At 66.0% G+C, this 13,185-nt stretch carries 14 protein-coding genes and 1 pseudogene; 4 read left to right on the top strand and 11 right to left on the bottom strand.

The window, feature by feature from the left end; all coding sequences use genetic code 11:
- Window positions 1-498 precede the first annotated feature (498 nt).
- The 8 genes from IE206_RS26915 to IE206_RS26880 all read right to left on the bottom strand — a co-directional run bounded on the left by IE206_RS26915 (window position 499) and on the right by IE206_RS26880 (window position 8,098).
- A complete protein-coding gene (locus IE206_RS26915; protein WP_189966445.1) occupies window positions 499-1,017 on the bottom strand; it encodes a hypothetical protein in 519 nt (172 codons plus the stop codon).
- A complete protein-coding gene (locus tag IE206_RS26910; protein WP_189966443.1) occupies window positions 1,014-1,427 on the bottom strand; it encodes a hypothetical protein in 414 nt (137 codons plus the stop codon). Before IE206_RS26910 ends, IE206_RS26915 begins: the two co-directional genes overlap by 4 nt.
- Before the next feature lie 226 nt (window positions 1,428-1,653).
- Window positions 1,654-2,499, bottom strand: a complete 846-nt coding sequence (locus IE206_RS26905; RefSeq protein ID WP_189966441.1) for a helix-turn-helix domain-containing protein — start codon at window positions 2,497-2,499, stop codon at window positions 1,654-1,656.
- A gap of 89 nt (window positions 2,500-2,588) precedes the next feature.
- On the bottom strand, window positions 2,589-3,734 hold the full coding sequence (locus IE206_RS26900; RefSeq protein WP_189966439.1) for a hypothetical protein: 1,146 nt from the start codon (window positions 3,732-3,734) through the stop codon (window positions 2,589-2,591).
- Between the two features lie 71 nt (window positions 3,735-3,805).
- On the bottom strand, window positions 3,806-5,488 hold the full coding sequence (locus tag IE206_RS26895) for an LAGLIDADG family homing endonuclease (RefSeq protein WP_189966437.1): 1,683 nt from the start codon (window positions 5,486-5,488) through the stop codon (window positions 3,806-3,808).
- 512 nt (window positions 5,489-6,000) lie between these two features.
- Complete coding sequence (locus IE206_RS26890) at window positions 6,001-6,333, bottom strand: hypothetical protein (protein WP_189966434.1); 333 nt, start codon at window positions 6,331-6,333, stop codon at window positions 6,001-6,003.
- A 220-nt stretch (window positions 6,334-6,553) separates the two neighbouring features.
- Complete coding sequence (locus IE206_RS26885; RefSeq protein WP_189966432.1) at window positions 6,554-6,946, bottom strand: GNAT family N-acetyltransferase; 393 nt, start codon at window positions 6,944-6,946, stop codon at window positions 6,554-6,556.
- Window positions 6,947-7,543: 597 nt separating this feature from the next.
- Entirely contained in the window at window positions 7,544-8,098 is a 555-nt protein-coding gene (locus IE206_RS26880; protein ID WP_189966431.1) for a hypothetical protein, read from the bottom strand.
- Between the two features lie 404 nt (window positions 8,099-8,502).
- Between IE206_RS26880 and IE206_RS26875 the strand changes: the two genes are divergently transcribed.
- Window positions 8,503-8,916: a hypothetical protein gene (locus tag IE206_RS26875; RefSeq protein WP_189966429.1), complete on the top strand. Its 414-nt coding sequence runs from the start codon at window positions 8,503-8,505 to the stop codon at window positions 8,914-8,916.
- A gap of 396 nt (window positions 8,917-9,312) precedes the next feature.
- On the top strand, window positions 9,313-10,083 hold the full coding sequence (locus tag IE206_RS26870) for a hypothetical protein (RefSeq protein ID WP_189966427.1): 771 nt from the start codon (window positions 9,313-9,315) through the stop codon (window positions 10,081-10,083).
- Between the two features lie 114 nt (window positions 10,084-10,197).
- On the opposite strand, the gene IE206_RS26865 is transcribed toward IE206_RS26870, so the two are convergent.
- The gene (locus IE206_RS26865) at window positions 10,198-10,413 is read right to left on the bottom strand and encodes a hypothetical protein (RefSeq protein ID WP_189966425.1); all 216 of its coding nucleotides are present in this window, start codon (window positions 10,411-10,413) and stop codon (window positions 10,198-10,200) included.
- 2 nt (window positions 10,414-10,415) lie between these two features.
- Window positions 10,416-11,300: a peptidoglycan recognition protein family protein gene (locus IE206_RS26860; protein ID WP_189966423.1), complete on the bottom strand. Its 885-nt coding sequence runs from the start codon at window positions 11,298-11,300 to the stop codon at window positions 10,416-10,418.
- A gap of 207 nt (window positions 11,301-11,507) precedes the next feature.
- Between IE206_RS26860 and IE206_RS26855 the strand changes: the two genes are divergently transcribed.
- Window positions 11,508-11,657 carry a hypothetical protein gene (locus IE206_RS26855; protein ID WP_189966421.1) on the top strand — a complete coding sequence of 50 codons (150 nt, stop codon included), beginning with the start codon at window positions 11,508-11,510 and terminating at the stop codon, window positions 11,655-11,657.
- Window positions 11,658-11,935: 278 nt separating this feature from the next.
- Window positions 11,936-12,787 carry a DUF4344 domain-containing metallopeptidase gene (locus tag IE206_RS26850; RefSeq protein ID WP_189966418.1) on the top strand — a complete coding sequence of 284 codons (852 nt, stop codon included), beginning with the start codon at window positions 11,936-11,938 and terminating at the stop codon, window positions 12,785-12,787.
- Between the two features lie 233 nt (window positions 12,788-13,020).
- Here the strand turns inward: IE206_RS26850 and IE206_RS26845 are convergent.
- Window positions 13,021-13,185 (bottom strand): annotated as a pseudogene (locus IE206_RS26845) (IS256 family transposase); the annotation flags it as partial.

Below are 13,185 nucleotides of genomic sequence, written 5' to 3'. Positions count from 1 at the left end.
CCGCTGCTACCAGGCCTGCCGGTACGGCGGGCAGCCGCTTACGGGTGGACCGCTTGCGGATGCTGGCCGCACCCGCCCGGCGAACCTCAGCCCGCTGCGCCGTCACCCGGCACTCACCGCACAGCGGCTCATCGAGCCGACGATGGCCGGCCACCCCGCTGCTCGTACCGCACGAACCCGCCCTCGTGCGGAGCCTCGGCAGCGGTGGCGCCCCTTCCGCAGCCGCAACCTGCTTGCCGTTGACCCATATCCGGGCCGCACAGACCCCGTCGAACCGACTTTCCTTCGGTCGGACCAAGTCATAGCAGCGCACGGCGAATGGGCACCGGTTCGCGCAGTCCTGCATCAACGACCCGCAGGCGGCCAGCAGTTTGCCATCTGACCGTACAAGGGACTCGTCGGGGATGTAGCCGTCCAGACCGGCGCAGGGCGCATTTTCAGTCCATGCGGCGGAAGTAGTGGGGGTGATCACGGCGGCGGTGCTTCCTGGGTGGGGGATCAGAACAGGGTGGGGTTCTCGTTGGCGCCCGGCAGAATCGAGAGCAGCGCCGAGGCGGCATCGAGCTGAAGTGCGCAGGAGCGGGAGGACCACGGCTCGTAGAATTGGGCACGCCACATCTCGGAGGTGGCGAACGGGACCGGGCCCGGCACGTATCCCGCGTCGTGCGCCTGGAAGTTCTCCACGGCTTCGCGCAGTGCCACATGCCGCGCTGCAGTCAGCCGTTCGACGATGACGGCGTGAACCTCGTTCCACGTGGCGTACCCGGTGCGCTGCGCCGCCTTGGCCTCGACGGCGTAGCGGAACCCGCCCGGCGCTGGTGTCCAGATCGTCAGTGCTCCCGCATCCGGATCACCGGGCTGACGGCGCTGCGTGAAACGCAGGCCGCGCTCCTTCATCACCCGCTCGCCCCACGCTGCCCGGGCCTCGCTGTCAGCCAGGCCGATGAACTCCAGCAGCAGAGCGGGGGAGAAGAAGTCGCGTGCCGCCAAGCGCATGTCGCCGTCGCTGAGGATCACGCCCCGGCCTCCTCGGTGACGTGAAAGCAGTCCGACAGATGCCGGGTGATCGCTTCAACGGCCGCGTCCAGGTCCAGGTCGCCGGGGCGGTCGCGCTCGGGGTCATCGGGTGTCGTGTCGTGTACAACGCACCGCCACGGCGGGCAGTTGGTGTCCTCCGGGACGTGCGTGATGTGCCACCCCGAGAGCCCGCTGCGCCGAAGCGGCAGCGCGTCATGGCTGGCCACGACCACGAGCGTCCCGTCCGAGGCGTATGCGCAGACGGCGAGGCCACCGCGGGTCTCGATGTACGGATGCAGCCCGGCTGTCCCAAGGGTGACGGTGACGTCGGTGTACGCCTCCAGGGCTTGGAGCTCTTCCGGGCCGTAGGAGGCACGGATCTTGGCTGCTTCAGCGGCTGGTTCGAACATCAAACTCCGATCCTTGAATGAGTATGTACATCGGCCTATTGCGCCTCGCAGCCCTAGCTGAGGTGTTTCGTGCGACTCCAGGCGGCTGGTCGCCCTCCAGGCGGATGGGCATTGCGCGACGCTGGCGGCGATGGACTTCGTTAGAAGTATTCTACTTCCGCTTTTCGTGAGGAAGTAATCGCGGAGCTGATGCTACGGCAAGAGATAGGTATCAGCCTAGTTTTGGTTAGGTGGCATCTTTGCCGCGCCCAGTCGGCGCTGCCGAGCGGACCGTCGCCAATCGCATCTCTGCAATCCGACGCTGCGCCACGTCCGACAACTCCTCGCCCCCCGGTTTGCGGCGCACCTCCGCCAAGACCCGCTCGTTCGCCGCGTCCTGCGCCGCTTTGAACCTTTCCTTCTCTGCCCGTTGCTGCTCCGCACGGATCTGCCGAGGAGTAGTCCCGCAGCCACGACAGGAACGCCCCGGCTCGTCGGGGTGCGCAGCACACCCCGGGACAGCCGCAGCCGCCACGTCGTCCAGGTGCCCATCGTTGGCGGGAGCTGGCTCCCCTGCGGCGCCAGCCGTGGGGGTAGGGGGGTTCTTCTCCTCTGAGTATTGGCTCTGGTTACTAACTAGAAGGCCCGAGGATCCGGCGTCCGGGAAACCGACGTCCGAAAACCCGTCTCCGGTCTCCATCTCCCCGCTCGCGTCCGGGGCCGCGACCTTAGCTGCCTCGTGCTCCAGCCTGCGCTTCACACGCCGCCCGACCTGCCGGGCGTACTCCTCGGCCGCCCAGTCCTGCGCGGTGTCGTACACCTCGGTGATCGTCGCGATCGTGCCGTCATCCAGACGGCCGGTCACCACCCGGTAGTACCCGGCGTCCCGCAGCTCCCGCAGCGCCGTACGCACCGCCTCGCGCCCCTCCTTGCCTGCAGCCGCGATCGACTCTGCCCGCACCCTCCACGAGTCCGGCTTCGCGATCAGGAAGGCGAGAATGCCCCGCGCCCGAAACGACAGGCGAGAGTCCTCAAGAGCAGCCGTGGGCATCACCGTGAACCCGGTGCTGAGACGGCGGCGCAGGATGGTCACGGGGCAAGCCTCCAAGGGCGGTACAAGCAGGAGAAAGAGCAAGAAGAACGGGCAGCCCCGCAACGGGCGTGCGGGGCTGCCAAGCAAGGTCAGGGGGTCTTGCGGGCCCGGGTGACCTTGATCGTGCGGGCGGTCTTTTGACCGGCCGCCTTACGCCGGGGCACGACCATGCCGGCACGGCGCATGACCTCGATCATGGCCTTCTGGTCCGGGACCAACGGCACCACCAGGTCGGCGTCCTCGAACACCTCGACCATGGCCTGGACGTCGGTCTCCTCCCGGTCGTTCTGCCCGCCCCAGCCCAGGTGGTTGGCCCCGTAGTTACCCTCGGGGGAGTCGTCCAGCATGGCCCGGACCAGCGCCTTCACACGCTTGCTCTCGCGGTACCGCTCATGGGCCCGCACATAGTCGTCCAGCGCCTTGGCCCGCTCTGCATCGTCATGAACGAGGATCGTCTGCGCTGGCCTGCCCGGCGCGGCCCCGGGCCAGCAGGCGTCCATGAACGGGCAGTTGTCGCAGATCCGCGACAACCCCGGCCCGTCGTGATCGCGGCGCAGCTCCTCAGGGCTGTCGGCCTCCAGGACGCGGTCCACCCACCAACGCGCCTGGAAGACAAGCCACTCATCGACGGGGAACTCCTCAATGTGCTCCTCGCCGGTATCGCGGCACACGAAGCGAAAGCGGATGCGCTGCACATCGACCGGCCCGAGCCGATGCAGGTACCGCTGCCCCGGCATGTCCGCGAACCCGACCGTCCGCAACAAGTCCGCGTAGAGGAGGACTTGCCTCATCTCGGCAGCCGTCGGGCCGAACCGCACAACACGGTCCCAGACACGGCTGGACTTGGTCTTCACGTCCTCCACCGTCACGAACTCAGCCGGTTGCACCGGCCGGTGCCGCTTGGGCAGCCGGGCAGCGGTCGCGGCATCGAGCTGAACGACATCGACATGCCCGCGCAACACGTCGTCCGACACAGTGCGCTCAACGAGCCAGTTGTACTCACGGCGCACGTCCTCCAACAGTCCGTGGTGAATGTAGGTGCCGAGGATCGCCGCCCGTTTGTCCCCGGCGTTCGTCCGCTCGGCGCCGGCCAGGATGTACCCGGAGCGGCGCGAGCAGATCGTGTCCGACGCGCCGAGCTGCCGCTGAACGGAGCGAGGCCGCCGGGCATCGGCGGTATGAGCGGCATCCCAGATCGACACTGGGGACGCCGGGGTAACGGCATGAGTGGTCACACTGATCTCCAAGAGGGCATGCCGGGGCCCGGCCCGTCACAGCGGGCCCCGGCAACAAGAGGACTGAAGGACTAGACGGCGGCGAACTCGTCGACTGGTGGCTCTTCCGTCGAGTCCTCGGCATCGCTGTCCTGCTCGGCTGCGGCCGCCCGCAGCTTCGCGGCATCGCTGGTGGGATCTGACAGCTGCTCGGGCTTCTTCAGCTCGGCGGCCTTCCGCTCAATGTCGGCCCGCACCACCCGCACCTCATCGCGGGACAGGTCCTCGGACGCCTCGATGTCCCGCCACAGCTTCTTGAGGCTGTCCACGCCGCCCTTCGCGGCCTCCAAGACCTTCGGCAGCCACACCTGCGCCAAGTCCCCGGTCAACTCGGGGGTGGGCTTGGGCTGGTTGTGGATCGTGCAGCCCATCAGGCCGAACACGAGCTTCTCGACGGAGAAGTCCGGCACGGACTTGGGCTTCCCGTCGCGCGGCACCTGGAACTTCAGCGAGCGCGCCCCGACGATCTGAGGGTCCTCCTCGCGGCGCAGCCGCACCCACACTGTGGCGTCGTAAGCCAGGGACTTGTGGCCCTCCACCCGCCAGTCCTTCGTCTTCGGTATCGGATCGCCGTTCCCATCGACAGCGGCCGTCTCCTTCCCGCGCGCGAGGAGAAGCACGATGGCGGGCATCGTCCGCACCAGGTACATGACCTTCGACCACCGCTCACCGGCGTCGTTCCACAGGTTCATCGACGGCTTGACCTCGGTGTCCGGGTCCCTGCGGAGCTTGGCCTGGCCGCTGTTGGAGCGGCGGGCGCGGTCGTTGGTCCAGTTCACGAGCATCCGCCACAGCAGGGACACGGAGTCGATCACGAGCACGACCGGCGGCTCTTTCGCGGCCGCCGCCCGCTTCGCTTCGGCGTGCACTGCTTCGAGCTGGCCGAGGATGTCGCGGTAGGTGCCATTGTGGTCGATCAGCAGGTAGTCGGCGCCAGGCACGTTGGCGTACTCGTCGGCGGTGTCCTCGCCCAGCTCCAGCCAGTAGGCCTGGCCAGTCAGCTCCGAGCCGGTGAACTGGGCAGCAATATGAGAGTTATGCGTCACCAGGAAGTGCTCGGTCACATACAGGTGATCCGCAGCAGCGACCTCGATACAGCGGGCCTCCTTATGCCCGATGAAGGTCACTTCGGTCACCGTACGGATCGGACCAGTGATGAACGCGGGCCTGGACTGTCGCCACAGATCCACCTTCCGCTGAAGCCTGAAGGGGCACACGTCACTGGGCAACCGAACCCGCAGCCTGTACGAGGTCAGCCCCGCACGGCGAGCTCCGTCCCGCCCGCGATACGACGTGACCTTCGTGGTCGTCGAAGCTGTTCCACCCAACGACTCCACCAACTCGCGTACATCGGCGGCGAGCTCAGGAGAGGACGTCGAGTACGTGGAGGCTGCGCGTTCCATGCCGCCGTCGCTGTCCATGAGGCCCCGAAGCAGCGCCAAACGCAAGCCGTGATCGCCGCGCAGAAACTGGCTCGGGATGAACTTCCGCTCACTGCGCTTGCCGTGGAGTCCGAGATCGCGGAGGGTGGCGAGCACCCCGCCGCCGATGATCCGGGCGTTGACGCCGTCGGTATGCCGCCTTAACTGATCCCCGGAGGGAAGGGCAGCCTCCACCGCCTTGTGGAGCTGTTCGTCGCCGCTGGTGAACGACAGCGCGCTGGCCAGGGTCATCCCGCCGTCACCAAGGAGGAGGCCCAGCAGGTAGGGATCCATCGGCGGACCCCCTGCGACGTGCTCGTAGTGAACAGGGGCGACAAGTGGCAGATGTATCACGTCGCCTCGGGCAAGGCGTTCCCTGAGCTGGTCTGTGGTCAGGACTCGGCCGGGGTGAGTTACGCGCCGCCCATTCTTCTGGCGGTGCTTGTCGCGGGTCGTCCAGACGCGCCACAGGTGATCTCCGGCGACTTCGACCGATGCGCCATCGGAGGTAGCGAGCCGGTAGATCGGCAGTACGCCTCGGTCGTGCACTGCTGTGACGCTAGTTGCCCGTCCGTCTGCGCCGATAACTTCACTGCCGGGCTGGAGCTTTCCCATGGGCGTCCAGCCCTGTGGAGTTGCCACCAAAGCGTCGAGAGGCTGAGCTTTCCCCGCCTTTTCCTCTCCTTCGATGAGGATCTTCGGCCACGGGACGACGCCGGTGGGCTTGCGGGTGCGCAGTCGCGCGACAGCCTGATCGGACATGTACATCTCCAAGAGGTAGGTTTCGAGATAGGCACCGGCCTATGTCAACTGGTGCGGATCTTCCTGGTCTCGAACAGGGGTGACCATTCGGGGTGAAGGTCGAGGAGCTCCCGGACGTAGCGGGAGCGGAAGTCGTTGTTGAGCCTCCAAGGCTCGCCGCGCGTGGCCTGTCCGTACTGCCAGCGCAGAACCTCAAACAGCATCCCGATCCCGACGCGCTTGAGCCCTCGGTCGACGCAGTCGACAGTCAGTGCCTCCAGCTGCTCAAGGATCCACGGGTTGAGCTGGTGGAACACCTCGAAGCGTTCCTGGATGCTCAACCCGTCGCCAGGGGCGTCTGGGTGTCGAATAGGCACGATCGGCAGCTCTAGCTGCATGCAAGCCACTATTCCTCCTCGACGAGATGTATCTCGGCCTATTCTGCGCTACGCACCCAAGGGCTCCGCGATCACCCTCGCTCTATAGAGTTATTCTACTTACCTAAGGGTGGGGGTCAACTCGCCCCATGGCAGTCAGGTGCGTACCCAGGTTGGTGACACTCGGCGGACAGGGGTACCTGTTAGGGATCGGACCGCCAGGTGATACCCATCGCCACCGTCATCGCACGGCACAGAGAACCCGCCAACAGAGATGATGACCGGCTCCGCCCTGCGCCGCGATGACGAACCCACGCCGCCGATACCAGCGCATCACAGAGAACTCGCCCACACGGACCTTGGCCAGCAACACAACCCCACTGCGCCGCGCGAGATGCTCCTCCAGCGCAGTCAGGGGCGCCACCCCCAAACCGCCCCTTTGCGCCTCGGGTGCAACCGACAGGAGCTCGATCTCGGTGAGCGCATGGCCCAGACACTCTTGCACCCGCGCCCCGAACCTGCCGCAGCCAGAAAGCAGCCTCACCGGCGGACCCGCATAGACCAGCCCCGAAGCCTCAGAATCCACATCGCGTCCGGCCATCAACGCCACCGCCGAGCCGAACGGGACCGGCACCATCCCAGGGTCACCGACGAAAGCCGAGCCACCTCACCGATGAAACTCCGGCGGCCCTCTGTTCGACGCCGGATTGCCGTCTAATCAAGCGATTGCCGATGGGGACTGCACGCAACGCCGTCAGATCCCGTGCACGTCAAGATCTCCAGCAGGCCACGCTCGGTGTCGAGGACAGCGCCAAGACCAACCACGAGGTCGTTGCGGAGCTGGGTGAGCTGATCGTGACCGGCTTCGTCGCGATAGTCGGACCCCTGTCGATCGGGCATGGCAGCATCCTTCTTCCTGGAGATTCACGGCCTTACACAGTTAAGAGGCGCGAAGGGCCGCCAGCGTGAACCCCTGAGGTGAACGCATTTGCGCAGCGCGGGATCGACTTGACCGAATCAGTCTTCCGCTGCTGGTCAGCATGGTTCCGTCGGTGCTCCTCCCACCGTGCCGTTCAACCGCTGAACCGAACGTCCCCTCACCCGTGACTTCCGAGAGGCCCAACGCGGCGGCGCCAAGCCTTTCCACCGCGGGGCCGTCGCCCTGCCGTGCCAAACGACCCCACACCATCGCCGCAGACCGCCCTCAAGAACGAAAGACCACCGAGAGCTTTCAGTCGCTGGCCGTACCGTAGTTGCCGCGCTTGGCGATCGACGAGCCAGGGCCTTCGTACAGACCCGAACGCAACGCCTCCACCACATCCTTGCGGAGCATCCACGTCCCCTTGCGGGAGTGCGCCATCGTCTCCTCAGCCCCCTCCAGCACGGTGTCCAGCAGCCACAAGGGAGAACTCGACAGCAGGTAGTCCGACGGCGGCAGCATCGCCCCTTCGCCCGCCAACATCCGCCGCCGCGCCAGCGCCACCACCTGCTGCGTGACCCCGAACAGCGCCGCGTACTCCTGCAACCCCACCAGCGTCGGCAGCTCTCCTTTGGACGCCGGCTTGAAGGTCGCACCCTGCGCCCGCATCAGCTCGACCAGAACGGCCTCGTCCCTCTGCCGGCCACGGATCGCCAGGCCGCCCGGCCAGAACGGCTTCCCCGACACGATCACGGCGTCCTCGTACGAAAGGTCCCCGCGGTGCACCCAGCCGTTGCTCACCGTCGTGACACCCACCCCGTACAGCTTTGCGAACTCATGACGGCCAACGACCAGCGGCTTCGACACGACGGCCTCCTCTCATCTCTGCGACATGCGAGTTAGCAGAATACTTCCACAGGCTGGGGATAACGCCTCCGGGGGCCCCTGACCTGCGCACTGTTAGGCTGAGGGCACACTTTCCAAGAGGTGTAGCGAGGCCCCCGGACATCCGCGAAAATTGCCGATGCCCCGGGGGTCTTCGTGATGTCCAGGAGACGCCGATCTGCCCCATGCGGCGTCGCCGGGCGGTCCCCCTCGGGTCACGGGACGCAGTCCATGGTCAACGCCTCACTTCCCGACACCGGAAGCTGTGACCTCTCCCTCTCCGCTGCCGACGAGGCTCAAGAGAAAGCTGGTGGCACTCATGCAGTTACGTGCGTGCCGCCAGCCCGGCCACCGCGCCATCCCCACCGGAACCGGGAGTCCCCCCCATGCGTCCCACCGGCGTGAACCGATGCCCACGTCCTGCGGCCGCCCTCGCCGTCATCGTCGTCACTAGCCTTGCGCTCACCGCATGCGGGAGTGTGGACAGGGCCGCCACCCCTGAGTCCCCTCCGTCCGCAGCCATTCAGCCAATCACCAGAGTGGTGGTCCTTGCTTCGGACGGCCAGACCGTCACCACTGTGATCCCGGTCGGAGGGTGCCAGAAGGGACAACTCACCGGAGCCGAGACCGGTACGACCGTACAGCTGAGGTTGTCGCTGGCGGCGCATCAGAAATCCGGCGAGGTCTGCGCGGCCTACATCAAACTCGATCACGTGAGTTACAAGCTCCGGACCTCGCTGGACAATCGCACGATCATGGACGAGGCCACAGGCAAGCCCCTGTCCATTTCCAAGCCCTAGTCGCCCAAAGAGGCGGTCGTCACCTACGGGGCTGCGGAAAGGACGCCGCCAGGTGAACACCGCGACCGGTCACATCCAGATCCTGACCCCGGCGCTCGCCCAGATCCCGTCCTCCCGTCTCGGCTGGGTCGACGAAGCTGGCGCGGCCCCCGGGCTACGCGAACGTCCCGAAAGCGAGGCGATGCCCTTCAAGAGGGCTACTCTTTCGTCCAGTTGGCGCCTGATCACCCGCCAGGACTGGCGTGGGGATGCGGCTGGTAGCGCGTCAGGTCGAGCCCTCCGGACAGGTATCTCATGACTCGCAACCCTGAACTGTCACCGGAGGACTTCAGACACCTCCACGTACGCTCAGGTTATGAACCAGACACTGGCTGGCATTGGCTACACGGGCGGCTGATGACACTCACGCCCAACAGCCCCTTAGCCACACGGCGGTTCACCCACCGCGCGGCCACCGGCTGCCTCATCCTGCTGATCATCCCAGCCGGTCTGCTCGCCTACTTCTGGTACTCGGCCTGGCACACCAGCCACGTCAATCATCAGCGTAAGCAAGCCGGCCTCTCCTCGGTCCTCGACCAAGCCCGCCACGCGACAACCGAAACCACCCACGCTCTCAACACCAGCAGCAACACGGACACCGACACCCTGACAGGTGTTATTTGGCAGCACACGCACGCGCCGTTGATCACCTACGACGCCTCCCGCCACACATTCACCGCCACCGCGTCCCAGTCCGCCACCTACAACGAGGAAGTACTCCTCCCCGGCGGCGGTCCCGTCACGGTGAACCGCTGCTTCACGTTCACCTCCACCCGCGACACCAGCGCAAGCTGGACGACGACCATGACGGAACAGGACGAGCAGGCGTGTCGCCCAGGCCAGACGATCGACCATCGAGCGACCCTGGCGAAAGACCGCGTCAAGAACATGGCCGCAACCCAACTCACCCGCGCAGACGTGACCCAGGCACTGGACCCCGCCCACCAACAAGACACATACGTGGTGAAAGACACCGCTCGCCACGGGCAGACCGCCACTATCACCATCCTCATTCGCGCCCAACGGGACGTGTCTGCAACAGCCGCACAGTGCTACCAGTTCACCCGACACCTCGACACGAACAATGCAGACCGAGCCACCACCAGCATCCCCATAAGCACTTGTTGAGGGTCTGAATTGCTCAGCCGAGCAACGCCGTCCCACTGCGACCTGCCAAGTGGTCACTCCATGAGGAAACCGTCTCCTCCCGCATCATCGGAAGGAGACGGCGGTACTCGTTCGCTAGCCCTCGGTGATTCCCGGGGGCTCCTGAAGGAGGGCCTTGACGGTCTTGTTGTCCTCGATGCGCTGGACGACCTCACCGGTACCGAGGGTGGCTGCGGCAAGCGCCAGGATCAGCCCCGTTGGAAGCCCGTCAACATAGAAGGCGACCAGGGGAAGAGCCGCCGCGACGACGGCGTAGAGGCGAGTGCTGTGGTCGTGGATGAAGTTGCTCAAGATCAGCTTCCGTAGGCGAGTTGGTGGAGAAGGTCCCAGCCGCGTCGGCCGATGGCCGGGTCATTGGGCTGGCCGGTGGAGAACAGGTTGTGCTTCCGGTTGAAGCCTGCGACGGCTTCCTGAGTCAGAGGGCCGTAGTTGTCGGACAGGGGTACGGAACGGTCAAGCCAGCTGGTGTCCTTGAGCGCCTGCTGAAGCCCCTTCGCGGACGGCGAGTTCCGGTTCGGTGCGAGACCAGCCGGGAACGGCGGCGGTACGTAGGCGGTGCCGCCACCGGTCTGACCGCCGGTGGGCTTGCCCGCCAGCCGACTCGCGACACGGCCACGAAGGCTGCCCATGGTGAACCCCTTGGGGTCGACCTTTCCGGGCTGCCACTCCAGGTGGCCAATCACGCTCGCCGAACTCCAGCCGTGGGCCCGGCACAGGGCCGCCGAGACGCGTTCGATCGCATCGAGCTGCGCGGCCGGCCACGGGTCCCTGCCGTCGCCGAGGTTCTCGCACTCCCAACCGTAGAAGCGCGTGTTGCCGTCCGTGTCGGCCTCGTTCGCGGCTGGCAGCGAACGCTCGGCGATCACGGCCTGGAGGACGTCACCGTCTCCCTTGCCCGCATGGTTCGCCCGGCCGTTGCCGATGAGGTGGACGGTGCCGTCCTTCGCGATCACGCCATGACACAGCGGGCCCGGAAGGCCCTCGTACCCGTTCTCGCAAATGCTGACGGTGCTGCTCGTGCCGCTGGTCACCGTGTGATGGATCATGATTCCGTTGACCGGACCCCACGGGCCCTTGCGATTCCTGTTGTGCGTGCGCCAGCCGGAACGCTCAACGACGCGCACGCCTTCCGCGCGCAGTGCCGCAACCAGCTGATCGGCACTCAGAGGTGTTGCCAAGATCGGTGCTCAAATCTCCCCGCGCCCGAACTGAACTTGCTCACTTCACCCAGAGCGTTACGGCGCCGTCCCGCGGGACATCAGCCACAACTGCACAGCCATCAGAAGCAGTGGAGACACGAACGATGACAGAACAAGCCGCCGTGTGGCCGCAGCCTGCGCCTGATCCTCCCGGCGCTGCTGCTCCGCTCGCTCAACGATCTGGTCATGCTCACCACGAAGCCCGGCCAGCCCAGCCTCGACCTGCCCGATGCGCTGCTCCGTCGCCCGCTGATCCGCCCGGTACACATCCTGCGTGACCACCTGATCGAGCCGAGCAGCCAACTGAGCGAGGTCTCCGCGAAGATCCTCGCGTAGCTGCGACACGGCTCGGTGCAGCTCCCACAGCGTGGGCTCGCTGCTCGGCGGCACAGACAGCGCGATCACTCCCGGCGATCCCCGCGCCTACTTGGATCGTACGAGTGCCAACACGGCGACCCTGGAGAAAAGGTCATCGGCTGACCAGTCAGACGCAGCCTGCTGCTTGTGCCTGCGAGACGCGTTCACCGACTGCACCGCTCAGCCGCACCCACAACAACCTGGCAGCGTACGGAGACTTCAGGGCAGTGTCAGTTCGAATGGTTCACAATGCGCCTATGGGAGCACGGGACTTACGGCACGTAGTGGGCGCGGGTCTGGGCGCGATACTGCTGCTCTCCTGCACCACGACCGGCGGCGACGTGCGTGGTCCCGATAGAGGCAGCTCCAGCGGCTTCACCACCCGCTACGAGAAACCCTCAGCAGCCGATCAGGTACCAGGCACCTTCCTGCGCAGCCGGAAACTGCCTGAGGCAGCCGCGGAAGCCCTCAATACGCTGGTCGCCCTCGACCGACAGATAGTGCTGGTCAGCCGCTCCTGCGACGGTGAGGGATCCGCCTACGATGCGCAGACCCGTCATATCGAGCTCTGCTATGACGGCACAGTCGAAGACCGCGTGCTTTTCCAGAATGCCGGACACCACCCCGCCGACGACGAAGCAGCCGCCGTCGCAGCCGAGACCGTCTATCACGAAGCCGGCCACGCACTGATCGACCTGCTCGACGTGTCCCTCACCAGCCGCCAAGAAGAGGATGCGGCCGATCAGTTCGCTGCCCTGATGCTGCTGCGTACCGGTCTTGCCGGCGAGCGTCAGTTACGCACGGCTGCCGAAGCGTACGAACTCTCCGCAGCCGCGAATATCACGACCGAAACGTCTGGCAGAGACGAGCACTCCCCGGACCTCACACGAGCAGCCAATCACCTCTGCTACCTCTACGGCTCCGCCTCCACCCGCAACCAGGACCTCGCAACCACCAGTCGTATCCCTTCTAAACGAGTAATTGTCAATAGTTGTGGATCAGCAGGTCAGAGTGCCTCGTGGGACAGTGCTTCGAGCCCTTCGACGGAGGTCAGGGTGGAGTTGAGCGCGCTGTCCGGTGCCGGGGCGGTGACCAGCACGAGGGTCTGAAATGCGGCGTGCTCCGACGCGTAGAGGTCGTCTTCTTCGCCATCTCCAGGGATTGCGTTGGACTGGATCTCGATGGTGGTGCCCCCTGCCTCGGCCTTGAGGTATTCGCCTCGGAAGTAGCTGTCATGCTCGGCGAAGGCCAGATCGAGGAGTGGGGCGAGCAGCCCGGCCAGCTCCTTGGCCTTGTGGGACTTGGTGCCGTAGGTGTCGTAAATGGTCAGCGTGGGGTCACCCTAGGCCGCGAGGATCTCGGGGCGTTCGATGAGGTGGCCGCGTTCGAAACGGGCTCCGGCTCGGACGAGGGCGACGAGGTGGGGTGCGTTCACGGCTCGCCAGCGGTTCTGGGCGGACTCGACGAGCTTGAAGACCATGGCCAGGGCGGCGGCGCGGGAGCCGGC

It is taken from the genome of Streptomyces violascens, from assembly GCF_014649955.1.
In the GTDB taxonomy this organism is placed as follows: domain Bacteria; phylum Actinomycetota; class Actinomycetes; order Streptomycetales; family Streptomycetaceae; genus Streptomyces; species Streptomyces violascens.
Note: the sequence above shows the minus strand (reverse complement) of the source record. Positions and strands in the feature narration are given on the sequence as shown.